The organism is Nocardia sp. NBC_01327 (assembly GCF_035958815.1).
Taxonomy (GTDB): Bacteria; Actinomycetota; Actinomycetes; order Mycobacteriales; family Mycobacteriaceae; genus Nocardia.
The window spans coordinates 6,734,769-6,761,102 of record NZ_CP108383.1; the positions used below are offsets into that span (position 1 = coordinate 6,734,769).

A 26,334-nucleotide genomic window follows, 5' to 3' on the forward strand; every position below is an offset into this window, starting at 1 on the left:
ATCATTTGGGCGAGCCCGGCGACAGAGCCAAGAAATTCCACGATGTCCTCCGCTATCTCCTCCGCCGATTGTCCGGCGGTAGCCGTGAACCTAACCCAGCAAACTTCTGGAAGACAGATGTTTCATAAAATTCGGTTTGGCTATGACCGGACGTCCGATCGCACCTCAGGGCCCGCGGTAGGGGTCAGTTCGCGGTGATGAGTCCTGCGAGGACCGCACGCAGCGGGGTGGGGGTGCGGCCCAGGAGGCTGCCGAGAGCTGTTCCCGTAGTGGTGAATTCGCCGTTTCGGGAGGCGTGGAACATGCCGAGCAACATGGTGGCCTGGGATGCGGGGACGCCGTGATCGATCAGACCGGCTACCCATTCTTCGTCGTCGATGACAACCCGGTGAATGGGACGGCCGGTGAGGTCGGTGAGGATTGCGGCAATGTCTTTGAGGTCCAGGGCGTTCGGGGCGGTCAGCGGTGGGGTGGGGCCGTCGAAGCAGGGGTCTTCAGTGAGGATGCGGGCGATGGCGGCGGCGAGGTCGCCATGGGTGGTCCAGGAGACCGGGCCGTCGGCGGGGGCGGCGAGTTCGCCGGTTTCGAGGGCGCGGCCCAGTAGCAGGGGGACGGTGCTGGCGTAGAAACCGTTGCGGAGCGATGTGCAGGGGGTGCCGGTTTCGGCGAGATAGCGCTCGGTGGCGGCGTGGTCGGGCATGGGGGCGAAGAGCGAATCAGCGGCTGCGCCTTGGTGACTGGTGTAGAGGATGCGCGCTGCGCCCGCAGCGCAGGCGGCATCGATCGCCGCGGTGTGCCGAGCGACAGCGGAACCGCCGGTTTCATTGGACGAGATGAGGAGCAGCTGCGTGGCGCCCTCGAATGCCGAAACAAGGGAATCGGGGGCGGCGAAGTCGCCCTGGCGAACGCGCACGCCTCGTGCGGCGAGGTCTGCGGCGCGGGCGGTATCGCGAACGCTGACACCGATGCGGTCCGCCGGAATCCGCTCGAGCAACTGCTGGACTATCTGCGAGCCGAGGGTGCCGGTGGCACCGGTAACGATGATCATGCTCTGCCTCTTTCAACTGTTATCGCTGGAATCATATTCACGTTAGCACTGATAAATCAGTGATAGCAACGATGCGTTATCGTTGTTACATGTCGGACGCCAAAACAGGCAGTAGCAGCAGGGACGAGACGCGCGCACAGCTCGTGGAGGTCGCCGCACAGCTGATTCGCGAGCACGGTGCGGCCGCTGTCACCACGCGCGCCGTCGCGCAGGCGGCCGGTGTGCAGGCACCGACGATCTATCGGCTGTTCGGCGATAAGGACGGGCTGCTCGATGCCGTCACCGAGCACGTCTTCGCCGCCTATATCGCCGGGAAGAAGCTCACCGAAGACGACAGCGACCCGGTCGTCGCACTGCACGCGGGCTGGGACACGCATATCGGCTTCGGGCTGGCCAACGCGGCGCTGTTCGGGCTGATCAATGATCCTGCCCGCAATGCCGGAACCTCCGCGGCCAACACCGCGGGCGTGGCGGTGCTGCGCGCGCGCGTGCATCGGGTGGCGGCGATCGGCCGGCTCCGAGTGCCCGAGCGCCGCGCGGTGGAGCTGATTCGCGCCGCGGGCACGGGCACGGTCCTCGCCCTGCTGTCCGTGCCGGAGCAGGATCGGGATCTCGACCTCGCGGATGCCATGTTCGACGCGGTGATGCGGTCGATCCTCACCGATGCGCCCGCACTCGCCGAGGACAGCCCGACTGCGGCGGCGGTCGCCTTCCGCACTGTGGTGCCGGAACTGCCGATGCTCACCGCGACCGAGCGCGCGCTGATGTCGGAGTGGCTCGACCGTGCCACCGCCTCGCAGCAGAGCGGCCGACCGGCCTGAGCGGTCAGGCCGGTTTGCTGTGCATGTCGAGGCCGGCCACAAACGCGGCCGCTTCCCGATGGGAGCGCACTCGGACGAATTCGATGTGCCCGTACACCGGGTCAGCCTGCGCGGTCAGATATTGCGCGCGATTCTTGGCGTGAGTTGTCCACGCCCACATGATCACCGACTGCTCCGGATCGAGCGAGAACAAATTGGTCCAGCGTTCCCGATTGCCGTTCCACAGTTCGCGCCTGGCCAGCGCACGGCCCAGGGTCCGCTTGACGATCTGCGCCATCACCAATGGACGCGGCAGATCGAACCAGATCACGGTGTCCGCCCGGGCCCAGACCAGGTCGCCGACCTTGCTGCGATAGTTCCCGTCCGCCACCCAGCCGGGCTGGGCGATCAACTCGGTGACCACGGCCCGGAATTCCTTGTCGGGCAGCTGGGTCCAATCGGCCTGGTGATAGAGGGCATCCAATTCGATATGCGGAATCCCCAGCTGCAGCGAAATGCGCCGCGCCAGTGAACTCTTTCCCGAACCGGAGGTCCCCACCACCGAAATCCGCCGCGTGCTGCCCACCAGAGCATTATCCACGGGGTTGCCCGGGCGGCGGCGCACGACCCAATCACGCACTACGGCTGCGATATCGAGCATTGGCGGCACCCACCCGGGCGCGCTAGCCTCGTGCGCATGGGGCTGGCTGTGGCAACGCATGTACTCGCTGACGCATTGAAGGACGGTGACGACCCCGAGCACCTCGAGTATCTGCGGGAGCAGTTCCGTGCGATCAACGATCTGCTTGCCGGGGAAGGACTTCCGGCGCATTCCGAGGCCGAGGTCCACGGGACCGCGAGCCGGCGGAGTCGACTGGGCGGCGTGCCCTACAGCTTTGTGCACTATCTGCGGCGCGCGTACGCGCGGGCGCACGAGAAGCCCGATGAGGCGCTGACACCGGTTGCCGCCGGCGAGAATCCCGCCGACGATCCGGCGGTCGATCAGCTCACCTATATGTTCGAGTCGCATCTGCTCTGCCACTCGGACTGCGAAGGCTATTACGTGCCGGTCGATTTCACGGAAGTTCTCTTCCCTGACGATGATTCGGGGCTACCCGGCGGCATGGTCGGATCGAGCAATGCACTGATGCGCGAACTCGTCTACGTCGCACCGTATCTCGGCATCACACTCATCGACGGCGAGTTGCCCGACGCCGAAATCGACAGGCTGTGTGAAGAATTCGACGACGACAGCCCGCTGTACCGCGAGAAGGAGACCTGGCTGCTCTTCTACGAGGCAGCCCGCGTCTCCCTCGAGAACCACACCGTCATCACCTTCTGCTGACTGCCCGGCGATCAGCGCGGACTGAGCCGGATCATGGTTCCGGGGATCACCCACAGCGCCAACGAACCCTTACGCGCCCCGCGACTGCCTGCCTTCTGTGTCATGCCACCAACGCCGATAACCCCTCCCCCACCAGCGCTTCTCGATTCCTGACCGGTCCCGCCCCGACTCACCTCAGGCGGAAGTCGGGGCGGGTGCAGATCCAGCACTACGAGAAGAGTTGCGCCCGTAGGTAATCGGCAGTTCGAGCGGAGGCTGGGATTGCGGGTCAGGGTTTGTCAGGGGTGGGGGTTTCGCCTTCGTGGGCGGCTATCCAGGCGTGGCCGCGGGCGACGGCCTGGTCGAGGGGGCCGAGGAGGACGGTGGTGGCGGGGATGATGTCGTCGGCGCCTAGGAGGTCGGTGATGCCGGTGCGTTGGAGGGCCTGGGCCAGGGCTGGGCGCACGCCGGTGAGGATCAGTTGGCCGCCTTCGGCGTGCAGTTGGTTGGCGTAGCGGCGGAAGAGTTTCAGCATGGCGGAGGACGGGATGTCGGGGGCGGCACGCAGGACCAGGACCAGGACCGCATTGCGCGCGCCGGTGAAATCGGGCAGGCCCGCTTCCAGGCGCGGCAGTTCGGCGAAGAAGCTGGAGCCGTCGTAGTTGAGGACGGTCACCTCACCGGAGGTGAGGGTGGCGGGCACCGGGGCGGTCGACCACACACCGTCCGCACCGCGCTGCAGTGCGGTGAGTTCGGTTCCGCGCGTGGCCTGTACGCAGTAGAGCAGCAGCGACAGGATGGCGCCGATGACGATCGCCTGCTGCAGCGGCAGCTGGGTGGTCGCGGCGAAGGTGGCGAGCATGGCGGCGGTGGAGAGTTTCGAGGTGCGCCAGACCATGACGATATCGGCGCGCTTACCCCAGATGAGCTCACCGCCGACCACCAGAATGAGTCCGCCGATCACCGGCACCGGAATGCGTTCGGCCAGCTTGGCGCAGGTCAGCACCACCACGGCCAGGAAGATGCCGGAGATGACGCCGGCCCATCGGGTGCGCGCGCCGACACTGGCGGCGACACCGGTGCGCGAGAGCGAACCACCGGACGGCAGCGCCTGGAACAGGCCGCCACCGATATTGGCGACACCCTGGGAGATGAAGTCGCCGTTCATATTCGAGCGCGAACCGTCGGGATTGGGCATGGACGGCGCCACACCGGCGGCCTGCGCCAGCGCCACCATGGCCACCGACAGCGCGCCGGGCAGCAGATGCGGCATCGCATCCCAGTTCGGCAGCGACAGACCGGGTAGCGCGGCGGGGATCTCCGCAATCCCCCGCACCAGTTCGACATCCAGGCTCAGCGCGGCGACCGCGACACTGACCACCACCATGGCCACGAGCAGAGCCAGGGATTCGAGTTTCGGTATGGCCCGCGCGATCGCCCACACCGCGACGGTGGCGATCGCCACCCAGGTGGTCGTCGACTGCCAGTGCGATATGCCGGCCAGCCAGTTCCACACCTGCACCAGCTTGTTGTGCCCGCCCGGCTTGTAATCGGTGGCGTCCTTGAACACCCCGGTGATGATCTGCAGCGCGATACCGGTGGAGAAGCCGATCATGACCGCATTGGAGACGAAGCTGAGCACCACGCCCAGTCGCAGCAGCCCCATGAGCAACATGATCAGGCCGACCATAATGGCCAGCGCCGCAACGTTTCCGGTGCTGTGCGCATCCAGGCCCGCATCCGAGAGCACCGACTGCCCGGTCAGGGCGATGGCACTGGTGAGGGTGGTGACCATGAGCACCGTGGACGCGGTGAGCGAACCCAGAATGGGTGGCATCACACCGGCGTAGAGGCCTGCCACCGGACTGAATCCGGCAATGGAGGCGTACGCCATGCCCTCGGGAATGCTGAACAGCCCGGTCGCCATACCGGCGGTCACATCGGCGGCGGTGGGCTTGCCGATCTTGGCGCGTGCGCGCGCGAGCACCGCGCTCACCACGATCTGTTCCCCAGCCCGCCGAATAGCTGCGCAACCATGATGCCTCCTGTCGGCGTGGCGATGTCGATCACTGCTCGACCCTCGTCGACCGGGGGCGGTCTGTCTTCACACGCCACGGGTGAAGTCGATCAGAGCCAGCCCGAGTGCCGGGCGCGATCCATCGCGCCCAGTCGCGAATTGGCATCCAGCTTCGAATAGATGCCGCGCAGATGAGTTTTCACGGTATTGATGGACACCCCCAGATCGGTGGCGATCTGCTGTGCGGTGCGACCGGACGGCAGCTGCTTCAACACGACCATCTCGGTATCGGTGAGCGGCGGATTCGAAGCCCGCTGCCGGGAATTGGGGTGACGTCGAATCAGCTCGGCGAAGGCATCGTAGTTGCCGAATCGGCCCGCATAGGTATCGAGCAGATCGACGGCATGCGGAATATCGAAGAAGGGACGCAGAATTCGCTCCGGCGCGGCAGTGCGCAGCGCTTTCTCGATACCGCTGTGCACCTTTGCCGAACTACTCGAATCTTGCTGCGACAGGGCGTGCAGCAACCATCCGGTAATCGCGGTGACCGGGTGCAGGGTGTCCGCGATCGCGAGCAGCGGATCCAGCAGTGTGCGGGTGGTGTTCGGCCGATTGGCGGCCTGCGCCAGAGCGGCGCGGGCCACCGTGATCTCGGGCGTATCGCCGATGGCGATGCGCGCCCGCTCGACCAGCAGCAGCGCGCTGTGCGGCTCGTGCACCCGCAGCATCACCCAGACCGCGTGCGGAATCAGCCCGCTGCTGGTCACCGGGGCCGGATGCTTGGCCAGCAGTTCGAGCAGACAGTGCCGCACGGCCTCGGCCGCGGCGCCCTTGTCGGCGGCGCGCTCGAACTGCAGCAGCAGCCCGACCACCTGCGCATGGCAACCGCCGACGGGGCCGATCGAACCGTCCCGGCGGGCGTGGCCGGCCAGCGCGGCGGCGATGTAGTCCGGATTCGGTTCCTCACCATGCAGATACGCGCCCAGCGCCGCGAGCGTCATCGCCTGTGTGGTGTCGGCGCTCAGCGGCACGTCATCCGCGGTGGCGATGGCGAGACTGCGTTCGGCCCGCTCCCGCATGGTGGTGACCGCACCGACAACACCGGCCGCCAGGGCCAGCCGGGTCACCGCGTGAATGGCCAGGCGCGGTCGCCCCGCGTGCTCGGCCAGGGCCAGACCGGATTTCAGCAACTGCTCGCCGCGCTCCACCTCACCGCGCGCGACCAGGGCGGTCGCGGTCTGGATGGCCGCATAGCAGTCGATGTCCGCCTGGCCTGTGGAGGGAATCGACTCGGGAATCTCGAACTCGCCCAGGGCGATACCGCCCGAGACCGCGAGATCGGCGGTGATGGCCAGGGTGAGCGAGGCGAGCCAGCAGGCGGGCACGAAAGATTCGCACTGCTCACCGCGGGCCCGGGCGACCGCGAGATAGGCCGCCGCATCAGCGGTGTCGCCGCCGATCAGCGCGGCCACCACCCGCAGCAGCCAGACGAACGGATCATCCGCGAGCGCGGGCTGGGACCGCTGCAGCTGTTCGAAGAGGTCGGCGCCGTCACCATCGAGCACCATGGCCATGCCGGCGTCCGACAGGAACTCCGTCAGCGCGCCGCGGTCGGGCACCTCGAGTAGCTGACGCAGCGCCTGCGACCGCAGACCCAGGTCCCGGAACCAGTCGGCAGCGCGAATATGCAGCTCCGAGCGGTTCTCCCGGCCCAGGCGATTGGCCTCGGCACGAAAGTGCGAGCGCAGGATCGGGTGATATTCGAACCACTGCTCACCGTCGCTCAGCGTGCTGGTGAGCGGGAATTCGAGCCGCCCGAGCTCGTGCATCGCATGCTCGGCGCCGTCGCCGACCAGTGCGTCGGCCAGCGATTCGGTGAAGGTGTCGAGAATGCTGGTGTAGGTCAGGAACATTCGCAGATGCACCGGCAGGTCGGTGATGAATTCGTCGGCCAGATAATCGGATACGGCATGCGGTGCGCGGGCCAGCGCGGTCAGCGCCGCGGCATGCTCGGCCGGATGATCGGCGAGCTGGCTGGCGACGATCCGGACCAGCGCGGGCCAGCCCTCGGTCAGCTCCAGCACGGTCGCGACCTCGGCCTCGCTGAGCCGGCACCCGTGCTGCCCGCACAGCTCGGCGACCTGTCCGGCGGTCAGGGTGAGATCGCCGAAACCGAGCCGGGTCAGGCCGCCGCGCAGGTCCAGCGAATGCCAGCGCAGCGGCGGCGCGACGCGGCCGGAGATGATCGTGGTGACGGTCAGCGGCGAATTCTGCAGGAAGTGTTCGAGTCCCGCGAGCACGTGTGCGTCGGTGAGCAGATGCGCGTCGTCGATCACCAGCACGGTCGGGGTGGCATGACTGGCCAGCGCCGCGCCCAGCGCGACGGCATCGGAGATCTGCGTGGCGGGCATCATGCGGCGGGGCGCGTCGGTGACGGTGACGCCCAGCGCGTGGCGCAGTGCGGCCCAGAAAACCGTGCCCTCGTTCATCTCGTCGGTGACCGTGCACCAGGCGACGCCGGTGCGCAGATACGGGCCGCCGTCGCGGTGCTCCAGCCAGTCCGCCAGCAGGACGGACTTGCCGCTACCGGCGGGCGCGCAAATCAGCAGCACACTCGTATTAGCCGTATCCACAGCACTATCGAGACGTTTCTCCAGACCCGGCCGGGAAATCGTTGGAAAAGCTGGAATCGGAACGCCAGAGGGCCGAACCAACGGAATTGTCACCGTGCCTCCTGCACCGAGTGCCGATACTTCGCCAACGCTGCTGCGTGGGCGAATTTACCGGATGGGAGTGCTGTGAGTGTGAACCCGTTTGATCTTGGTGTGTCCATGTCTATCAAATACTGCACGCCCGGGTCATCCGAAATGGGTGATGCCGCTTACACACGCCGGGGCTATGTTTCCGGCATGGGCTCAGTAATCGGGAATCTGCTACCGCTCGCCGTCGGTGTGGCCATCTCACCGATCCCGATCGTCGCCGTCATTCTGATGTTGCTCGCGCGTAATGCGGGCGGCGCCAGTCTCGGATTCGCGGTCGGCTGGGTCGGCGGCATCGTGATCGCCACCGGAATCTTCGTGCTGCTGGCCGGATCGATCGATACCGGCGGCCACACGGGCGCGCACGCGACGCTCTTCGGCTGGATTCGCATCGGGCTCGGCCTGCTGCTCATCGCTCTCGCGGGCAAGCAGTGGAGCGCCCGCGCCGATACCTCGACACCGCAGTGGATGCGGGCCATCGACGAGGTCACCTTCCCGAAAGCCCTCGGGCTCGGCGCACTGCTGTCCGCGGTCAATCCGAAGAACCTGCTGCTGTGCGTCTCGGCCGGCGTGGCCATCGGTACCGGAACCCTTTCCGGCGGTGGCGAATTCATCGCCCTGATCATCTTCACGGTGCTGGCGGCCGCCACCGTGCTCGTTCCGGTGCTCGGGTATCAGGTCGCCGCCGAGCGCATCCGGCCCACGCTGGACTCGCTGAAGAACTGGCTGCAGGCGAACAATCACATGGTGATGGCCATTCTGCTGCTGGTCATGGGGAGCGTCGTGCTCGGCAAGGGCATCGAGGCGCTCTGAGCCGGTTTACGACGACACACTGGCGGGCGTGCGCGAAATGCGGCCGCCCAGGCGCTCGTTGACGACAAAACCGTGCTGCCTGCACCAGGCCGCCAACCGGGGAACCGCCGAATCGTCATCGCGGTAGGTGGGGACCAGCTGACCGACGATGTAGAGGTGATGGGCGTCGGCGGCGCGGCAGAGGTGCTGTAGCGTCGCGGTGCCCAGGCCGGTGCCGCGCAGTTCGGGATTGACGGTGATGTTGTCGAGTTTGATGGTGTCGGCGTACACGTCGAACACCACGTCGACGAGATGGTCACTGCGGCGCAGGGTTTCGATATCCGACGGCAGTGGGCGCAGTACGCCGGGCAGATGATCGGCCAGTCGTGTTCTCGCGCCGTCGTCGGGGGCGGCGCGGGTCACGACGAGCAGTTGCTCGGTCAGATCCGAGACCGCGATGCGATCGCCCAGCGCGGCCAGTGGACGCGCATCCGCGCTGTTCTCGGTGATCACCCGCAGCTGCCGGACCCAGTGCGGTGCGGTCGGCTCGTACTCGGCGGTGAGCTCGGCAAGGGTGGATTCCAGCCCGACCACGGCGTCACGGCTGCGCAGATAGCCGCCCGACAGCGCGCCCCAGCGGCGATCGTCCGCGCCCACCCCGTGCTGTGCCAGTTCCCGCAGCAGCACATCGCGGCGACCCGACGCATTGGCGATCGGCGCGCCCGGCAGCCGGTGCAACCAGCGCCGCCACCCGCCGAGGTTGGCGCGAATGCGGCTGGCCGCGACATCACCACTGGCCGCCAGGTAGTTGCACAGGGCTTGCTGACGTCGGTCCAGTAGCTCCTGCGCATGATCGGACCCTGGCCGATCGGGTAGCGAATTGCCGTCACTCATAGCAACCAAGCTAGCGTTCAGTGCACCGCTAGCAGGCAACCGGCGCGCTCGTGATTTTCCACACTGGGTGGTCGAAGCCCTCGCGAAGTCAGCGCGGCATGGTTTGCTGATAGTTCCAGACGGGGTTCGGGGGCGGCCGATAATCCGCCAGCGCCGTGACCCGATCGATCAGATCACGCTCGAAACGTCGCGCCTGCGGGCGACTCATCCGCATCGAATACCGAAGACCGGCACGGGCTCTGCGCCGACTGCGGCGGGTAAGCAGCTGCGCCAGCTGGGGTTCCGCACCCAGGGTGCGGGCGATCGGCTGAGAGATGGTGGCGCGCAACCATTTCCGTTCGGTGCCCAGCACCCAGCGGTAGGCCAGGCCGAAGATGATCAGATCGACCACGACCGGCAGGAACAGCACCAGCACCGCGGGACCGTGCGATCGCGGCGCGTCGAAAATGGCGTGCATGGCGACGGCCAGGCCGTAGAAGAGGGCGAACACACCCACCCGCCAGGCCCAGGAACGATCGGTACGGATGAGCAGCAGCACCACGCCGACACCGGCGAGCGCCGACATCGCCCAGTGCGAAGTGAGGGCGGTGATCAGGCGCAGCACCGCCACGATGAGCACATCGGCCACCGGTTCCTGCGGCGCGGCCAGCGCGGTCTGCGCGCTGTAGAGCACGTCCTCGGCGATCTGCGCGCCCAGACCCACGAAGCCGCCAATCAGCAGACCGTGCACGGGACGGCTCAGCAGCGGACGGAACAGCACCGCGACCACCGCGATGCCGATGACCTTGATGAACTCCTCGTCGATGGGCGCGGCGATGGCGGACTGCCAGCTGATCGCGAACCGGTCCCCCGCCAGATTCGTGATCACCGCGGTCACATTGTCATTGGCCCACAGCGCCATGCCCGGCCACACGGTGAAACCCCAGAGGAATCCCATGACAATCGGCGCGATCAGCCTGCGGCGGGCCCGAAACGGGTCCAGCGCGAACAGGATCGCCCCGAAAACGAACAGCGTCAGGGCGGTGATCGGCAGTGCCGCCAGCGCCGGCGTGCCGCCGAACCAGATCAGGCCCGCCGCCTGGAGCACGAACCACAGCGGCCCGAGAACCACCGCACAGCAGTACACCCAGAACAGAGCCGACCGCGGCTGGAACCACCTCATGCCTGCACCGCCCGGCTCGATTCGAGCACGGTCTGGATGAGCGCGCGACCCGCCTCGGGGGTCGAACCGCTGACGGTGATCGTCACCCCGACATCACCGCTGTTGGCCACCGCGCACACCCCGCCCGTCACCTTGGGCAGCACACACAGCAGTCCGTGGAAGGAACCCGCATCGACGGTGCCGCCGTCGAAATGCGCCTTCGGATCACTCGCGCGGATCGGCAGCAGCATTCGCGGGCCCGCGACATCGAAGTCGGTGATGCCGTAGACCGCGGAGATGCCGAGCCGCGTGTCACCGTCCTCGGAGCGGAACAGCGCCCGGGACTCGTCGCCGGTGGCGACGCGGCGCATCGCCTCCGGGACCGCGAAGGTGACGGCATTGTTCGGATCCGCGTTCGAATCCAGCGAGCCGAATCCGGTGGCGGTCAGCGTGATGTGGGCGCCGGCGGCAACGGCGGTTTCCCGGGTCGGCACCACGGCGTTCAGCACCGCGGGCACCACCGCGATCGCGGCCAGCGCGCCGACGGTCGCCAGCGCGGGCACCACCGAATGAACAAGACGCACCATCAGTTCCAGCCTCCCGGTCCGTGCGGTACGCCGGCCACAGCGGCACGCGCCCGAATGGGATCGGTGGCCGGGCAAGCCTCCGCCTGACGATTGTCGCGAGTTAACCACATTCCAGCGCAACGACCGGGAATGCACGCCGGTGCCCACCCGAGGGATTCGGCTCCCGGAGCAGTTCTCCGAGAGCCGAATTCGCACCGCGTGCGGTGCTGCCGCTAGAACAGATTCGCCAGCCCCGACAGCGGGCCGGGCAGTCCGGCCACGTGGTTCTTCACACCGGTCAGCACCGGATTGGGGGTCGCGGCCCGGAGCCGATCGAGTTCGGTCTGCATGGTCGCGACCGTCTCCTCGTAGTAGCCCTCGACCAGATCCGCATCCTCCGGATCACCCGGCTGCGTCGACCAATCCAGCGCGGGCAGGAAGCTCACATCCACATGCGAGGGCAGCGGGATCTGCGGCAGAATCGGCGCCACCCCGAAGGGCAGGCCGACGGTGTACGGAAACACCTTGGCGCGCACCAGCTTGTCGAGGCCGAGCAGTTTGGCGGTGCGCTCACCGCGGCTCAGTACGAAGATCGAATCGTGGCCGCCGTTGGCGACCGCCGGGATCACCGGCACGCCCATTTTGAGCGCCAGCCGGATGAAACCCTTGCGGCCGGCGAAATCCACCTTGCCGCGATCGGTCCAGGGGCGGCACGCCTCCCAGTCCCCGCCCGGGTAGACCATGACCGCGCCGCCGTCCTTGAGCCCGTTCGTGGCCGCCTCCTGCGAGGCCGGAATCACACCGAACGTACGTAGCGTGTCACCGAGACCCGGTGCGCGCAAAAGGATTTCATGTGCCACACCGTAGGTGGGCTCGTTCGGGCGGCGGTCCAGGGCCGCCATGAAGGTGATCCACACCTCGGGCGCCCAGTAGATCGACGAGTGATTGCCGATCACGAGCACCGGGCCGGATGCCGGCAGATTCTCGATGCCGGTCACCTTCGGCGTGAAGTAGCTGGTGTAGGCCCGGGCCACCGGAAGCAGCGGGTGGTTCGGGTCGGGAAGTACCGTCGTATTACTCATGGGTGTGTTCCTGTCGTATTGCCTTGCCGGAGACGAGCGGCACGCGACTACACACACTGACGCTGATCGAGCGACGTCGAGCCGAATTTCATTGCCCCCGGCCACATCCCCATTGATTGTCCCGACGGTCGCGTGGAGCGATCCAGTGTGGCAGTGCGTGTGCGTCGCAACGTTGCGACCTGTGCCCGTCACCGTCCTCCTGCCCTTTCGAGGTTATCAACCCAAGCAATTGCTTGTTAGGAAGTGTGCGAAACCCAACATCCCCGGCGTGAATTCAGCGAAGGTGGGTACCTCAACCCTAGGATGCATATTTGCTCTGACTCTTTGCGTCGTGGCTATGATCTTGCGGCGCAATGCAACTGGACGCATATGCACCTGACCCGAGGGGTCCCCCGGGTTGACATGCCCGCAACACATAGTTAGATGCGCATATCCGTGTAGACGAATATCGGAGGGGTCCGGATGTCCCGGGCCCCTCCGACAGGTGCGGTCGTCGTCCTCGATTCAGTTCATGCCGCGGCGGCGATAGAGCGTCCCGGCTGCCAGGTAACCCACGAGACCGATTCCGGCACACCAGATTACGGCGGTCAGGGCATTGTCACCGATCGGTGTGCCCATGAGCAGGCCGCGCACGGTCTCGGTGACGGAGGTGACGGGCTGATGTTCGGCGAAACCGCGCAGCCAGGTCGGCAGGGTGTGCACCGGCACGAAAGCGCTACTGACGTAAGGCAGGAACATGAAGCTGAAGGTGAATCCATTGGCGGCCTCCGGATTCGGCGCGAGCAGTCCCAGTGCGGCGGCCAGCCAGGACAGCGCAAGAATGTACAACGCGAGCAGTCCGAGAACGGCGAGCCAGCGGATCGGATCGCCGGTGGGCCGGAAGCCCAGGGCCACCGCGACCAGGATCACCAGACCGGTGGTGATGAGATTGCGCAGCACGCTCTCGACCACGTGGCCGGTCAGCACCGAAGAGCGTGAGACCGCCATGGTGCGGAACCGATCGACAATGCCATTGTGCATATCGGTGGAGACGCCGACCGCGGTGGACGCGGAGCCGAAACCCGCGCACAGCAGGATGATTCCCGGCACCACATAGTCGATATAGGCGCCGCTGACATTGATCGCGCCGCCGAAGACGTAGACGAACATCAGCAGAATCATGAGCGGGACCGCGAAGGTCATGATCATGGTGTCCGGACTGCGGAGCGTATGCCGGAGATTGCGGCCGATCATGGTGGTCGAATCCTGGGCCGCGCGAACCAAAGTGGTCACAGCTGTGCACCTTTCGAGGAATTGCCGGTCAGCGCGAAGAAGACATCGTCGAGATCCGGTGTGTGAATGGCCAATTGGCCGATGGTGAGATCGTGATCGTCGAAACGATCGAGCAGTCTGCGAATATCGCCGACACTGCCGTCCGAGGGCACCGCCAGCACCAGCTGTTCGGCATCGATCTCCGCGGTGGGAACCGCCCGCGCGGCGGCCGCCAGACCCTGCTCATCGGCGAAGCTCAAGCGAAGGTGGCCGCCGGGGGCGAGCCGCTTCAGTTCCTCGGCGGTGCCCTCCGCCACGATGCGGCCGTCATCGAGCACCGCGATGCGGTCCGCGAGCTGATCCGCCTCCTCCAGATACTGGGTGGTGAGCAGAATGGTCACGCCGTCGCTGACCAGACCGCGGATGACCGACCACAGCTCACGGCGGCTGCGCGGGTCGAGTCCGGTGGTGGGCTCGTCGAGGAAGACGATGGTCGGCTCGCCCATGAGGCTCATGGCCAGATCGAGCCGGCGCACCATACCGCCGGAGTAGGAGCCGGTGCGCTTACGCGCGGCCTCGACCAGGTCGAACTGCTTGAGCAATCGTGTTGTGCGCTTTGCGGTTTCGGCGGCGCCGAGGTGCAGCAGCCGTCCCACGAGTCGCAGGTTCTCCTCCCCCGTCAGGATCGGATCGACCGCGGAGGACTGTCCCGTCACCCCGATGATCGAGCGCACCGCATCGGGCTCACGCACCGGATCGTGGCCGCCGACCCAGATCTGCCCGGCATCGGGCCTGCCCAGGGTGGCGAGGATCCGGACCATGGTGGTCTTCCCCGCGCCGTTCGGGCCGAGCAGCGAAAAGACTGTTCCGGCAGGGACATTCAAGTCGATGCCGCGGAGCACCGGGTGCTGTCCGAACGATTTTGTCAGCCCGGACACTTCGATGGCGGGCCGGAGGCTGGTGGATGTCATGGGGTCCCCGATCGGAAACTGTTTATGGGATACACTCTGTTTATAGGCTACACAGTTTCCTGGATGGCGCAAGATGTGTGCGGGGACAACAACGACAGGAGGTCGCATGGAGACGCCCGAGGAGCAGGCGCTGCCCAAGCTGGTCAGGCTGCTGTGGGACCTCGACGACCCCGGCAGCCGCGGCCCGAAACGCGGTATGAGCCTGGACGAGATCCTCGAGGCCGCGATCGCCGTTGCCGACGCCGAGGGCTATGCCGCACTCTCGATGAGCCGCGTCGCCAAACAGCTCGGCTTCACCACGATGTCCCTCTACCGCTATGTGGACAGCAAAGAGACACTCGTCGAGCTCCTGCTCGATCGCCTAGTCGGCGCGCCCCCCGCGATACCGGCCGATATCGGCTGGCGCGCCGGACTCGAAGCCTGGGCCTGGGGCGAGTTCCGTGCCATCCGCGTCCACCCCTGGTGGCTGGACATCCCCCTCAGCACTCCCCCGCTGGGCCCGAAGAATATGGACTGGCTCGAAGCCGGACTCACCGCAATGGCCGGCGCCCCCATCCCCGAGCCCGTCAAATTGCAAATGGTGACAAACCTTTCGCTGTACGTCATCGGCCGCGCCCGCTTCCTCAAGGACACCGTCGAACGATCCGAAGACGACACCGACTACGCCGCCATCCTCGCCCAGGTCCTCGACCCCACCCGCTACCCCGCCATCACCAGCGCCCTCACCCACCGCGCCTTCGACGATGACGACATGCACTGGGAGGAAGCCGATTTCCGCTTCTCCCTGGACCGCCTCCTGGACGGCTACGAACACTTCATCACCACATTCACGTCCACACCCCCCGACTGATACCCCCGCACGAGATCCCCCACCACTCAACCCGCATCTGCCACAACAGCATTCGCACCACACAGCGCGTCTCCAGACGGGACACCCTCCGCAAGGGTTGCTCGGCACAGAGACGGGCTGTGTCGTTCGGTGCCGCCGTCGAGAGGCGGCTGCGGGGTTCGCCTTCGGCCTACCCGCGTCGGTCGTCGAGGTATCCGAACAGGTTTCGGGGGTGGGCGGTCTTGAACGCTTCGATGATCGATCGGGCCTGGTCGGCGGGGGCGATGGGGCCGAGTTGCAAGCCGAAGCTGAATTGTTCACGTGGGTCGGTGGATTCGTCGATGAAACAGAGGGTGGTGCGGTCGTATTCGCCCAGGTGGGCGCCAATCCAGTCGATGGAGCAGTTCCAGCGGGCGAGGATGGAGGGGTCTTCCCGCAGGGCTGTGGTGAGCAGGCGGACCAGGGTTCGGGCCGGCCATTCCCAGGCGTGGTCGGCTTCTGCTCGGGCTACCTCGCGGTCGTATTCGGCTGCGGGGAAACGGAATTCAGGTATCAGAGGGCCGATACCCTGGTCCGTTCCACGCCAGAGGACCTCATCGCCCTCCTGAACGATCTCGACATGCAATGCGCCGCAGCAGCCTTCGGCGCACCAGGCGCTGGCGAGTTTCACCACGCGAGGCGTTTCGGTAGCGCGCAATTCGTGGCGGAGCAACAACCACTCGGGCGATCGGGCCGCGCCCTGGCGGAATTGCTCGGCGATGATCGGGCGACCGTCGACCAGAATGCGGGTTTCGACACCGCCCAGAACTCCCGGCCGCGGAGGTATAGGCATGCTTATGCGAATCTCGAAGCGGCGGGGGCCTTCCGCGTCGTATGGAGCGTCAACGATATTGCGCGCCCAGCGCGCCCGCCATGAACAGTACGGGTCAGAATCCGCCGAGACGTTCAGGGTTCGAGTCCATGCCGGGGAGCGTAGGACTCTCAACAGGCGATCCAGTACGGCTTCGCGCTCATCGTCCGCCCAGTCGAGACAGGCCGACGCGCCGGTGCGGAGGTCTTCGACGAGAGCGGTCAGGTCCGCGTAGCGGTCCGATGTCGGTGTCATCCAGGTGGTTTCGGCGGCGACGAGTGCGAGTGCACGCTTCGCATCCGGGTACCGGTCGATGACGGTGGCGTAATCGTCGTGGCTGGTCATCTGCAGCAGCAGGCCGATTGCCTGATCGCGTACCCGATCGTCTCGATCGGCCTCGGTCAGCGCGGCCGCCAGCCCGGTGACTTCCGCGATATGGAGGGCGTAGGCGTTGCGCGCGGGGCTGGAGAAGATCAGCGCATTCCGCAGGAGCCAGTGGCGCGCAACCGGATCCGAGGCGTCCACCAGGCCTTGGAGAACACATTGGCGCTCAGTCGATTTCGTGTGCTGAGCCAGCCAGACAAGATCCGGTGCGGTACCGGCGATAGCGCCCAGTGCCGCAACAGCACCGCGGACGAAGCATGAAGCCAGTGCGATTGTGCGCAGCAATGGAATATCTTCCGACGTTCCGGTCGCCGAGAGTAGCGACAGGCCGGCCAGAACAGGCCTGCGGTCACTGCTATTGCGCACCAGCCAGATTCCGAGCTGTCGGAGCCGTTCCGGATCAGGCCCGGGTAGCGGAATGTCCTCCTTGGCATACTCACCGTCGAATATCGACATTTCCGGGCGGGTGAACACATCGCGAATAGGCTCCGGCCGGGCCTCAGGGTCGGCGATATATGACTCCCACGCAGCGACAAGGGTTGCGCTGCGCTCTTCGGATGTGGTGGTTTCGCACGACCTACGCTGCGCAACAGCCGTATCCGGGAGGGGATCACCACCATCGGGCAGCGGTCCGTCGGGATGCAGCCGGTGCAGCCGGGCAATGTGGTCGAACAGGGAATCCGGGTGCTCGAGCGCGCTGCGCTCGTACGGGGCACTCAACGGAGGAGGGTGGACTCGATTCTCTTGGTCACGCCGACCACGATACCGAGGACCGGCGGAGCCCGCCAGTGGGTATGCGATAGGCCCCCGGTGGGGTGCCGGGGGCCTATCGGTGGGGCGGTTACTTCTTGCGGTCGCGCTTTTCGCGGACGCGGACGTTGACCTGGACCGGCGAACCGTCGAAGTTGAACTCTTCGCGGAGTTTGCGCTCGATGAAGCGGCGGTAGCCGGCCTCGAGGAAGCCTGTGGTGAAGAGGACGAACGTCGGGGGGCGGGTGGAGGCCTGGGTGGCGAACATGACTCGGGGGAGGCGGCCGCCGCGCATGGGGGGCGGGGTGGCGGCCACTACTTCCTTGAGCCAGTTGTTCAGGCGGCCGGTGGAGATGCGCTTGTCCCAGGAATCCAGGGCGGTTTCCATTGCGGGAACGAGCTTTTGCACAGCGCGGCCGGTACTGGCCGAGATGTTCACCCGCTGCGCCCAGCGGACCTGCACCATTTCGCGATCGATTTCACGTTCCAGCTGCTCGCGGCGATCTTCGTCGACCAGATCCCACTTGTTGTAGGCGATCACGAGCGCCCGGCCGGTCTCCGAGATCATGGTGATGACCCGCAGATCCTGCTCGGTGATCGGCTGCGAGGCATCGATGAGGATGACCGCGACCTCGGCGGCCTCGATGGCCGACTTGGTGCGCAGCGAGGCATAGAACTCGGTGCCGCTGGCATTGCCGACCTTGCGCCGCAGACCGGCGGTGTCGACGAAACGCCAAGGCTTGCCGCCCAATTGGACCAGCGAGTCGACCGGGTCGACGGTGGTGCCGGCCACATCGTGCACGACCGACCGCTCCACGCCCGAAAGCTTGTTGATCAGACTGGATTTGCCGACATTCGGCTTGCCGACCAGCGCGACACGACGCGGGCCGCCGACCAGACCTGTTCCCTCACGCGGGGTTTCGGGCAGCTGGACGAGAATCTCGTCGAGCAGATCACCGGTACCGCGACCGTGCGTGGCCGAAACCATCTTGGGCTCACCCAAACCCAGCGACCACAGCATGGCCGCATCCGATTCGACCTTGCCGTTGTCGACCTTGTTGGCGACCAGAATGACCGGAGTCTTACTGCGCCGCAACACCTTCGCCACGGCTTCATCGGTCGCGGTGGCGCCGACTGTGGCGTCCACGACCAGCACGATGGCGTCGGCGGTCTGCATGGCGACCTCGGCCTGCCGGGCCACGGCCTGCTGCAGACCCTTGGCGTCGGGCTCCCAGCCGCCGGTGTCCTGCACCAGGAAACGCCGTCCGGCCCAGTTGGCCTCGTACGAAATGCGGTCCCGGGTCACACCCGGGACATCCTCGACCACCGCTTCACGGCGGCCCAGAATACGGTTCACCAGCGTGGATTTGCCCACGTTCGGCCGGCCGACAATGGCCAGCGTCGGCATGGGCAGATTTTCCGCCGCATGCTCGCCCTCGAGTTCGGCGATCTCCCAGTCGGCTTCATCCGACCAAATGCCGTCACCGGCGAAGGTGTCCTGCGTCACTGCGCGCCTCCTGCCGAAATCTGCTGCCGCACAACGCGATACAGCTCGTCAATAACCTCGTCCTTGTTGAGCTCGCTGGTGTCGACCAGAATCGCGTCCTCGGCGGGACGCAGCGGCGACACCTTGCGGGTGGAGTCGAGGTTGTCGCGGCGCTGCACATCGGCGAGCACCGCCTGGAAATCGTCGCCGCGGCCCTCGGCAATGTTCTGCACATTGCGGCGCTCGGCCCGTGCCTCGGCGGACGCGGTCAGATAGATCTTCACATCGGCGTCGGTCAGCACCACGGTGCCGATATCGCGGCCCTCGACCACAATCCGGCCCGCGGTCGTCGCGATACCGCGCTGCAGCGCGACCAACTGGTCGCGTACCTCGGACACGGCGGACACCGCGGACACGGCCTTGGTCACCGCATTGCCGCGAATCTCCTCCGACACATCCTCACCGTCGAGCAGGATCAGCTCCCGGCTCGGATCGGTGCCGATGGTCAGCGGCAGCTCCTTGACGGCCGCCACAATGGCCTCGGCATCGTCCAGATCGACGCCGCTGCGCAGCACGCGCAGGGTCGCCACCCGGTACATGGCGCCGGTATCGAGGTAGGCGGCGTCCAGCCGGGCGGCCAGCTTCCGCGAGACACTCGACTTGCCGGTACCGGACGGACCGTCCATGGCAACGACCAGCGACGAGGACCCGGTGAGCCCGGCAAGCCGATCTTTCACACTTCCCACACCGTTCACAACGACACCGCCTCGTAGAGCTTCCCGATTTCGTCACGGCCCAGCACACGCAGAGCGCCCGGCCGCTGATCGCCCAGGGCGACCGGACCGACATGGGTGCGCACCAGCGCGGTCACCGGATGGCCGACCTCGGCCAGCAGACGACGCACAATGTGCTTGCGACCCTCGTGCAGCACGAGCTTGACCAGCGACTTGCCCTGGCCGACCTCGAGCACCTGGAACTTGTCGACCTTGGCCGGGCCGTCGTCGAGTTCGACGCCGTCCTTCAGCAGCTTGCCGACATTGCGGTTGTTGACCTCACCGTTGACCGTGGCGAGGTAGGTCTTGGAGACCTCGAAGGACGGGTGCATCAGGCGGTGCGCCAGATCGCCGTCATTGGTGAGCAGCAGCAGGCCCTCGGTATCGGCGTCGAGGCGGCCGACGTGGAAGAGCCGCTGGCCGGCCGCGATCCGCTCGGAGACGATATCGCCGACACACGGGCGGCCCATCTCGTCGGACATGGTGGACTGCCAGCCCTTGGGCTTGTTCAGCGCGAGGTAGACCTGCTCATCGCGCACGACAACACGCACACCGTCAACACGAACGATCGCGTTCTCCGGATCGATCCGCAGACCCTGCTCTTTCACGATCTTGCCGTCGACCTCGATGCGACCCGCATCGATCATGTCCTCGGCCACGCGACGCGAGGCGACACCGGCCTTGGCCAGCACCTTCTGCAGACGCTCGCCCTCGCCCCACGGCAGCTTCTTCGGACCCGCGGTCTCCGCCGGGTCGACGTTCTGGTGCTTGGCGGGCTTGGCATTGCTGAGCATCACCGCGACCGCGGGCGAAGGACGATGCACCTTGGCCTTCTTGGGCGCGGGAGCGGTGCTCGGAGCCGTCGGGCGTCCGCCGCGCGGCGCCGCGCCACGGGGAGCCGCAGCACCACGCGAATCGGACGAACCGCCACGCGAACCCTGGTAGCCGGAGCCGCCACGGGAGTCAGACGAACCACCACGCGAGTCGTACGAACCGGAGCCACCACGCGAATCTCCGCGCGAGCCTTGGTAACCCGAGCCACCACGCGAATCAGACGAACCACCACGCGAACCCTGGTAACCGGAGCCACCACGCGAGTCGCCGCTACCGAAGGAACGCGAATCTCCGCGCGAGCCTTGGTAACCCGAGCCACCACGCGAATCAGACGAACCACCGCGCGAACCCTGGTAACCACGCGAGTCGGACGATCCACCGCGCGAGTCGTACGAACCGGAGCCGCCACGCGAATCTCCGCGTGAGCCTTGGTAACCCGAGCTACCGCGCGAATCAGACGAACCACCACGCGAACCCTGGTAACCCGAACCACCACGCGAGTCAGACGTTCCACCGCGTGAGCCCTGGTAACCGGAGCCACCACGGGAATCGGACGAACCACCGCGTGAGCCCTGGTAACCCGAGCCGCCGCGCGATTCGTACGAACCGGAGCCGCCCCGCGAGCCCTCATACGATCCGGAGCCGCCGCGGGGTCCCCCACGCGAACTGTCCGAGGATCCTCCGCGAGACGAGCCGCCACCCCACGACTGCGAGTCTCCGCGTGATCCGGTGCGTGGGGCGGAGCCGCCACCACGCGAATTGCCACTTCCATATGAATCGCCACCCCGGGATTGCGCGGACCTGTCGGTCCGGCCTCGGGCGGCCTGCGAATCGCCCCGGGGCGATTCGAATCCACGTTTACTACGTTCCGGTGTGCCATCTCGGCGAGCGGGAGTATTCACGTTGTCCTAATTTCAGTCTTCGGTGCCGAGGTTGATATCCGCCTCGGCCGGTTTTTTCAGCCTGGTGTACCGAGGGTCGGTGTCCAAGCTCTCGTTGATCTCATCGATCAGGTCGACGCCCGGGAGCAGCGGCGCCAACGCCGGCAGATCCGACAGTGACGCGAGCCCGATCCGTTCCAAGAACAGCTCGGTGGTGACGTACAGGGTGCCGTTCGTCTCCGCGTCCGTTCCGGCCTCCGTGAGCAGTCCCCGCGCCAGCAGGGTCCTGATCACGCCGTCGATATTCACTCCGCGCACCGCACTCACTCGGGCCCGGGTAACCGGTTGACGATAGGCGATCACCGCCAGGGTTTCCAAAGCGGCGCGAGTGAGCTTCGTGCGTGCGCCGTCCAACAGCATACGTTCCACGTAGGGTGCGAACTCCGTCCGCGTGTAATAACGCCATCCGTCACCCACGAATCTGAGATCCATGCCACTGCGGCGGGCGCTCAATTCCGCCGACATCTCGCGCAATGCCCGCTCGACCCGCACAGGTGTGTCGTTCACCGCACTTGCGAGCAGATCGACCGGCGCGGGCGCGTCGACCACCAGCAGCATCGCCTCGAGCGCCGACCGGAACTCGTCCTCGTCCAGCGCACCCGGATCGAAGTCCTCGACCACATCCCCGATATCCAGCCGCGTCTGCCCGAATTCCCCGGCCGTCGCGCTCGGTTCGTGCGCGCGCGCTGCCGCCTCCGACTTCGTCTCGCCGAACGAGGCCACCGCATCTGCGGGGACGGATGCATCGCTGGGGCTGGACCCGACGCCGGCCACGACCCCGCCCTGTTCGGACACAGCAGCACTGGATTCGGACACAGCGTCGCTCGACTGGTGCACTGCCTCTGACTGCTGCATCGCGTCGGTCATCCGTAGTCTTCCTCGATAGTGACGGGTTCCGCCGGTTGGTCGGCGAGCTCGCCGAGCCAGCTCACGCGGAGCGGGCCCAGGGGGTCGGGCTGGTCGAACTCGATCGTTTTGCCGCGATAGAGCTCGAGCAGCGCCAGGAAGCGGGCGACGATCTGCACCGCCACCTCGCAGTCGGCGCAGATCTCCCGGAAGGTGGTCCAGCCGCCGACCCCGCGGCTCTTGAGCATCTCCAGCACCAGCGCCGCCTGTTCGGCGACCGAAATGGCGTGATTGTGCAGGTGATCCAGGCCCACCGTGGGGATCGGGCGCGGGGTGAAGGCCGCCGCGGCGACCTCCGCGAATCCCGCGGCATCCACTCCCAGCGTAACGTCCGGCAGCAGCGCCAGGTAGCGCTCCTCGAGCGACACCGCGCGCGGATACCGTTGCAGCGCAGCCGCCTCGAGCTCGCCCAGCAGCTCTGCCACCTGCTTGAACGCGCGGTACTGCAGCAGCCGCGCGAAAAGCAGGTCGCGCGCGGAGAGCAATTCCAGATCTTCCTCGTCGGTGACCTCACCGGACGGCAGCAATCGCGCGGTTTTCAGATCCAGCAGCGTCGCGGCGACCACCAGGAATTCGGTGGTCTGATCGAGGATCTTGTCCGCGCGCAGACCCGTCTCCTCGGACATGCTCGCGGTCAAAGCCTTGGTGTAGGCGATGAATTCATCGGTGACCTTGTGCAGCGCCACCTCGGTGACGTCCAGGCGCCGGGAACTGATGAGCTGCAACAGCAGATCGAAGGGCCCCTGAAAGTTGGTCAGCTGCAGATGAAAGCCGACCTTTTTGTCTGAATTGCCGGTATCTGCAGGGATTTCAGCGATAGGCGCGGCGACGATTTCCTCGATCGCCACGATATCGGCGACGATGCCGCCATCCCCCGCAGGTGTCTCGGGCGAATCCACGAGTGCCTCGGGCACATCCACGGGTGCATCGGGCAAAGGAGTATCCACGTCCGCCGGAGAGTGCGCGGTCGTGCGGTCGGGCGAATCGTTCAACGGCCCGACCGGTGAATGACTTCCCGCGCCATAGCCCGATACGCCTCCGCACCACCGGATTTCGGCGCCCAGGTGGTAATGGGCTCACCCGCGACACTGGCATCCGGGAAACGCACGGTCCGCGAAATCACCGTGTCGTACACCAGATCGCCGAACACTTCGACCACACGCGTCATGACCTGACGCGAATGCAGCAGGCGGGCATCGAACATGGTGACCACGATGCCGTACAGGGTGAGCGCCGGATTCAACCGGTCCCGGACCTTCTCCACGGTGTCATTGAGCAGCGCTAGCCCACGTAGCGAAAAGTATTCGCACTCCATGGGAATGATCACACCGTCCGCGCAGGCGAGCGCGTTCACCGTGAGCAGACCCAGCGACGGCTGGCAGTCGATGAGGATGTAGTCGTAGCGATTGCGCAGCGGCGCCAGGGCGCGGCCGAGCGTGTGCTCGCGGCCGACCTCGTTGACGAGCTGAATCTCCGCCGCCGACAAGTCGATATTGCTGGGCAGCAGGTCCATACCCTCGACCTTGGTGTTCATCAGCACCTGATCGACACTGACCTTGCCCGGCCCGACCAGCAGGTTGTGCACGGTCATATCGAGATCATGATGCGCCACACCGAGTCCCGCGGACAGCGCGCCCTGCGGATCGAGATCCACCAGCAGCACCTTGCGCCCGTGTTCGGCCAGTGCCGCACCGAGATTGATGGTCGAGGTGGTCTTGCCGACGCCGCCCTTCTGATTGCACATGGCCACGATCAGAGCGTCGCCGGTGTGATCGACCGGGTTCGGATCGGGGATATCGCGCAGCGGTCGCCCAGTGGGACCGAGTTCCGCGCCGGCGTCCACATCGGGCGCCTCCCACAGGGTTTGCGCGGCGGTCTCGATCCGCTGGCCCGCACCACCGGCTTTCGTCACGTCCGCTACTCCTTCGACGTTCCTGCCCTTGCTCCGCCCGACCGAATGTGCCGGTGGACGGCGCGCCCGGCCGCGTGTGCGGCCGGTTCACTGATAGACGCTACCGTCTGCCAGTACCAGACCCACGCTCGGACACGCACCCTAAACCCGCACTTCAGGCTGGCTAGCGGGCCCGCGGATGGGCTGTCGCCCATACCTCGTGCAACGTGCCGACGGTCACCAGAGTGTAGATCTGCGTGGTGGTTACCGAGGCATGACCGAGTAACTCCTGCACCACACGTACATCCGCGCCACCGTCCAGCAGATGCGTGGCGAACGAATGTCGCAGCGTATGAGGGGAAACGTGCGCCGCGATACCGGCCCGCTCGGCCGCGGTGTGCAGCACCTGCCAGGCGGACTGACGCGAGAGCCTGCCACCGCGATGATTGAGGAACAGGGCGCTGTTTCCCTTGCCGCGCACCGAAAGTGCGGGACGGCCGCGCACCAGATAGGTGTCGACGGCGGCCAGCGCGGGACGGCCGATGGGCACCATGCGCTGCTTACCGCCCTTGCCGCGCAACACCACAGCACGATCGGCGGCATCGATATCGTCGACGTCCAGGCCGATGATCTCGGAGATGCGCGCGCCCGTGGAATAGAGCAATTCCAGCAGTGCCCGATCGCGCAGACCGCGCGGGCCGTCGGCGGCATCCCCGCCCGCCGCGTCGAGCAATCGCGAAATCTGGTCGTACGGGAGCGCTTTGGGTAATCGACGGGCGGGACTGGGCGGCTTCACCGGATGGGCGACATCGGCATCGGTCACACCCTCGGCCGCGGAGAATTTGTGCAGGCCACGCACCGCGACCAGGGCCCGCGAGGCGGAACTGGCCGCCAGCGCCGGATGATCGGCGTCGCCGGCGCGCAGGGACACCATGAAATCGGAGATATCGGTCTCGGAAACCCGTGCCAGGGTATCGATCCCCCGGCCGTCCAGGAAGCCGCGATACCGGCTCAGATCACGACGGTAGGCGCTGAGCGTATTCCGGGCCGACCCGCGCTCCACCGTCAAATGATCCAGGTAGACGTCGATCTGGCGGCTCAGCACGTGCACATCATGGCAGCAGTCACCGACAGGCAACCGCTACCGCGAATCCCGCGCGTCCGATTTGCGTAGACCCCTCGTCATCCCGGTTGCGCGCACCCGTCATCCCGGCATGTTTTTGGCCGGGATCTCGCAGCGGGATTGGATCCCGGCCAAAAGCACGCCGGGATGACGAGAGCAGTCGCGGCCGGGGTATGCGAGAGCAGTCGCGGCCGGGGTGGGGGAGATCAGTCGCGGCCTGGGTGGGCGAGATCAGTCGCGCTGGGCCGCTTTGCGTTCCAGGAAGGCGGTGGGCATACCCGGCCAGGGCGCGTCTGCCGGGCGCAGTTCGGCGCCACTCGCACGCGCGGCGATCAGCGCTGTCACACCTGCGACTGCTGTCGCATTGGTGATCTCACCGGCGAGCGCGGCGCGCATCGCTTCGGCCAGCGGCACCCGCAGCACCTGCAGGTCGGCCTCTTCCAATTCCGGTTCGGGCTGCTCGGTTTCGTAGATTCCGGAGGCCAGGTAGATGCGCAGCGCCTCATCGGTGAATCCCGGGGACAGTGCGATATCGACCAGCACCGACCATTCGCGTGCGGCGAGGCCGGTCTCCTCGGCCAGCTCCCGCTTGGCGGCCTCGAGCGGGTCCTCCCCCAGTTTGTCGAGCAATCCGGCGGGCAGCTCCAGTAGTCGCCGCCCGATCGGATGCCGATACTGGTTGATGAGCACCACATTGTCGTCCTCGTCCACCGCCGCGACGGCCACCGCGGCATGGTGCTCGATCACCTCGCGCTCGGCGACCTTGCCGCCGGGCATGACCACCTGATCCAGCCGCAGGGCCAGGATCGCACCCGAATACACGGTGCGACTCGAGACGGTGTCGAATTCATGCGTTCCGGGCGCCGATTCAGCCATGCAGCAACCATAGCTTTCCCGCCTCCCCGGAACTTCTGCGCACGGC

General features: G+C 66.4%; 22 protein-coding genes and 1 pseudogene. 4 read left to right on the top strand and 19 right to left on the bottom strand.

Annotation, left to right across the window (positions count from 1 at the left end; all coding sequences use genetic code 11):
• Positions 1-184: 184 nt before the first annotated feature.
• Positions 185-1,048, bottom strand: a complete 864-nt coding sequence (locus tag OG326_RS31120; protein ID WP_327140712.1) for an NmrA family NAD(P)-binding protein — start codon at positions 1,046-1,048, stop codon at positions 185-187.
• An 89-nt stretch (positions 1,049-1,137) separates the two neighbouring features.
• Between OG326_RS31120 and OG326_RS31125 the strand changes: the two genes are divergently transcribed.
• Positions 1,138-1,869, top strand: a complete 732-nt coding sequence (locus tag OG326_RS31125; protein ID WP_327140713.1) for a TetR/AcrR family transcriptional regulator — start codon at positions 1,138-1,140, stop codon at positions 1,867-1,869.
• A 4-nt stretch (positions 1,870-1,873) separates the two neighbouring features.
• Here OG326_RS31125 and OG326_RS31130 read toward each other — a convergent pair whose 3' ends face one another.
• On the bottom strand, positions 1,874-2,509 hold the full coding sequence (locus OG326_RS31130) for a hypothetical protein (RefSeq protein WP_327140714.1): 636 nt from the start codon (positions 2,507-2,509) through the stop codon (positions 1,874-1,876).
• Positions 2,510-2,545: 36 nt separating this feature from the next.
• Between OG326_RS31130 and OG326_RS31135 the strand changes: the two genes are divergently transcribed.
• On the top strand, positions 2,546-3,193 hold the full coding sequence (locus OG326_RS31135) for a hypothetical protein (RefSeq protein WP_327140715.1): 648 nt from the start codon (positions 2,546-2,548) through the stop codon (positions 3,191-3,193).
• Between the two features lie 268 nt (positions 3,194-3,461).
• On the opposite strand, the gene OG326_RS31140 is transcribed toward OG326_RS31135, so the two are convergent.
• Together OG326_RS31140 and OG326_RS31145 are read right to left on the bottom strand one after the other, a co-directional pair.
• Positions 3,462-5,168 carry a SulP family inorganic anion transporter gene (locus tag OG326_RS31140; protein ID WP_327140716.1) on the bottom strand — a complete coding sequence of 569 codons (1,707 nt, stop codon included), beginning with the start codon at positions 5,166-5,168 and terminating at the stop codon, positions 3,462-3,464.
• Between the two features lie 131 nt (positions 5,169-5,299).
• Complete coding sequence (locus tag OG326_RS31145; RefSeq protein ID WP_327140717.1) at positions 5,300-7,822, bottom strand: LuxR C-terminal-related transcriptional regulator; 2,523 nt, start codon at positions 7,820-7,822, stop codon at positions 5,300-5,302.
• Positions 7,823-8,098: 276 nt separating this feature from the next.
• Here OG326_RS31145 and OG326_RS31150 point away from each other — a divergent pair, with 276 nt between their 5' ends.
• The gene (locus OG326_RS31150) at positions 8,099-8,761 is read left to right on the top strand and encodes a GAP family protein (RefSeq protein ID WP_327140718.1); all 663 of its coding nucleotides are present in this window, start codon (positions 8,099-8,101) and stop codon (positions 8,759-8,761) included.
• Between the two features lie 6 nt (positions 8,762-8,767).
• Here OG326_RS31150 and OG326_RS31155 read toward each other — a convergent pair whose 3' ends face one another.
• The 6 genes from OG326_RS31155 to OG326_RS31180 all read right to left on the bottom strand — a co-directional run bounded on the left by OG326_RS31155 (position 8,768) and on the right by OG326_RS31180 (position 14,645).
• Entirely contained in the window at positions 8,768-9,634 is an 867-nt protein-coding gene (locus tag OG326_RS31155; RefSeq protein ID WP_327140719.1) for a hypothetical protein, read from the bottom strand.
• A gap of 88 nt (positions 9,635-9,722) precedes the next feature.
• Positions 9,723-10,796 carry a PrsW family intramembrane metalloprotease gene (locus OG326_RS31160; protein WP_327140720.1) on the bottom strand — a complete coding sequence of 358 codons (1,074 nt, stop codon included), beginning with the start codon at positions 10,794-10,796 and terminating at the stop codon, positions 9,723-9,725.
• Positions 10,793-11,362, bottom strand: coding sequence for a hypothetical protein (locus tag OG326_RS31165; RefSeq protein WP_327140721.1), 570 nt, complete (start codon positions 11,360-11,362; stop codon positions 10,793-10,795). The genes OG326_RS31160 and OG326_RS31165 overlap by 4 nt, the downstream gene beginning before the upstream one ends.
• Positions 11,363-11,574: 212 nt before the next feature.
• Positions 11,575-12,423, bottom strand: coding sequence for a lysophospholipid acyltransferase family protein (locus tag OG326_RS31170; RefSeq protein WP_327140722.1), 849 nt, complete (start codon positions 12,421-12,423; stop codon positions 11,575-11,577).
• A gap of 504 nt (positions 12,424-12,927) precedes the next feature.
• Entirely contained in the window at positions 12,928-13,656 is a 729-nt protein-coding gene (locus OG326_RS31175) for an ABC transporter permease (protein WP_327146623.1), read from the bottom strand.
• A 35-nt stretch (positions 13,657-13,691) separates the two neighbouring features.
• Positions 13,692-14,645, bottom strand: a complete 954-nt coding sequence (locus OG326_RS31180; RefSeq protein WP_327140723.1) for an ATP-binding cassette domain-containing protein — start codon at positions 14,643-14,645, stop codon at positions 13,692-13,694.
• Between the two features lie 106 nt (positions 14,646-14,751).
• On the opposite strand from OG326_RS31180, the gene OG326_RS31185 reads away from it, so the two are divergent.
• On the top strand, positions 14,752-15,495 hold the full coding sequence (locus OG326_RS31185; protein WP_327140724.1) for a TetR/AcrR family transcriptional regulator: 744 nt from the start codon (positions 14,752-14,754) through the stop codon (positions 15,493-15,495).
• A gap of 169 nt (positions 15,496-15,664) precedes the next feature.
• Here the strand turns inward: OG326_RS31185 and OG326_RS31190 are convergent, their stop codons facing one another.
• From OG326_RS31190 to OG326_RS31230, 9 genes and pseudogenes are all read right to left on the bottom strand, one after another.
• Positions 15,665-17,428, bottom strand: coding sequence for a hypothetical protein (locus tag OG326_RS31190; protein ID WP_327140725.1), 1,764 nt, complete (start codon positions 17,426-17,428; stop codon positions 15,665-15,667).
• 121 nt (positions 17,429-17,549) lie between these two features.
• A complete protein-coding gene (gene der / locus OG326_RS31195) occupies positions 17,550-18,965 on the bottom strand; it encodes a ribosome biogenesis GTPase Der (RefSeq protein WP_327140726.1) in 1,416 nt (471 codons plus the stop codon).
• Positions 18,962-19,630, bottom strand: coding sequence for a (d)CMP kinase (gene cmk, locus OG326_RS31200; protein WP_327146624.1), 669 nt, complete (start codon positions 19,628-19,630; stop codon positions 18,962-18,964). The genes der and cmk overlap by 4 nt, the downstream gene beginning before the upstream one ends.
• 65 nt (positions 19,631-19,695) lie before the next feature.
• Positions 19,696-20,556, bottom strand: a pseudogene (locus tag OG326_RS31205) (pseudouridine synthase); the annotation flags it as partial.
• A gap of 909 nt (positions 20,557-21,465) precedes the next feature.
• Positions 21,466-22,128, bottom strand: coding sequence for an SMC-Scp complex subunit ScpB (scpB, locus tag OG326_RS31210; RefSeq protein WP_442791064.1), 663 nt, complete (start codon positions 22,126-22,128; stop codon positions 21,466-21,468).
• A 227-nt stretch (positions 22,129-22,355) separates the two neighbouring features.
• Positions 22,356-23,231: a segregation and condensation protein A gene (locus OG326_RS31215; RefSeq protein WP_442791065.1), complete on the bottom strand. Its 876-nt coding sequence runs from the start codon at positions 23,229-23,231 to the stop codon at positions 22,356-22,358.
• 155 nt (positions 23,232-23,386) lie between these two features.
• On the bottom strand, positions 23,387-24,280 hold the full coding sequence (locus OG326_RS31220) for a ParA family protein (RefSeq protein WP_327146627.1): 894 nt from the start codon (positions 24,278-24,280) through the stop codon (positions 23,387-23,389).
• A 193-nt stretch (positions 24,281-24,473) separates the two neighbouring features.
• On the bottom strand, positions 24,474-25,394 hold the full coding sequence (xerD, locus tag OG326_RS31225; RefSeq protein WP_327140727.1) for a site-specific tyrosine recombinase XerD: 921 nt from the start codon (positions 25,392-25,394) through the stop codon (positions 24,474-24,476).
• 249 nt (positions 25,395-25,643) lie between these two features.
• Positions 25,644-26,288, bottom strand: a complete 645-nt coding sequence (locus OG326_RS31230) for an NUDIX domain-containing protein (RefSeq protein ID WP_297628256.1) — start codon at positions 26,286-26,288, stop codon at positions 25,644-25,646.
• Positions 26,289-26,334: the final 46 nt, after the last annotated feature.

Bases quoted from the DNA above. Each gene is read 5' to 3' on its own strand.
- OG326_RS31120 (WP_327140712.1), bottom strand. From the start codon at position 1,048: ATGATCATCGTTACCGGTGCCACCGGCACCCTCGGCTCGCAGATAGTC.
- OG326_RS31125 (WP_327140713.1), top strand. From the start codon at position 1,138: ATGTCGGACGCCAAAACAGGCAGTAGCAGCAGGGACGAGACGCGCGCA.
- OG326_RS31130 (WP_327140714.1), bottom strand. From the start codon at position 2,509: ATGCTCGATATCGCAGCCGTAGTGCGTGATTGGGTCGTGCGCCGCCGC.
- OG326_RS31135 (WP_327140715.1), top strand. From the start codon at position 2,546: ATGGGGCTGGCTGTGGCAACGCATGTACTCGCTGACGCATTGAAGGAC.
- OG326_RS31150 (WP_327140718.1), top strand. From the start codon at position 8,099: ATGGGCTCAGTAATCGGGAATCTGCTACCGCTCGCCGTCGGTGTGGCC.
- OG326_RS31155 (WP_327140719.1), bottom strand. From the start codon at position 9,634: ATGAGTGACGGCAATTCGCTACCCGATCGGCCAGGGTCCGATCATGCG.
- OG326_RS31160 (WP_327140720.1), bottom strand. From the start codon at position 10,796: ATGAGGTGGTTCCAGCCGCGGTCGGCTCTGTTCTGGGTGTACTGCTGT.
- OG326_RS31165 (WP_327140721.1), bottom strand. From the start codon at position 11,362: ATGGTGCGTCTTGTTCATTCGGTGGTGCCCGCGCTGGCGACCGTCGGC.
- OG326_RS31170 (WP_327140722.1), bottom strand. From the start codon at position 12,423: ATGAGTAATACGACGGTACTTCCCGACCCGAACCACCCGCTGCTTCCG.
- OG326_RS31175 (WP_327146623.1), bottom strand. From the start codon at position 13,656: ATGATCGGCCGCAATCTCCGGCATACGCTCCGCAGTCCGGACACCATG.
- OG326_RS31180 (WP_327140723.1), bottom strand. From the start codon at position 14,645: ATGACATCCACCAGCCTCCGGCCCGCCATCGAAGTGTCCGGGCTGACA.
- OG326_RS31185 (WP_327140724.1), top strand. From the start codon at position 14,752: ATGGAGACGCCCGAGGAGCAGGCGCTGCCCAAGCTGGTCAGGCTGCTG.
- cmk (WP_327146624.1), bottom strand. From the start codon at position 19,630: ATGGACGGTCCGTCCGGTACCGGCAAGTCGAGTGTCTCGCGGAAGCTG.
- OG326_RS31230 (WP_297628256.1), bottom strand. From the start codon at position 26,288: ATGGCTGAATCGGCGCCCGGAACGCATGAATTCGACACCGTCTCGAGT.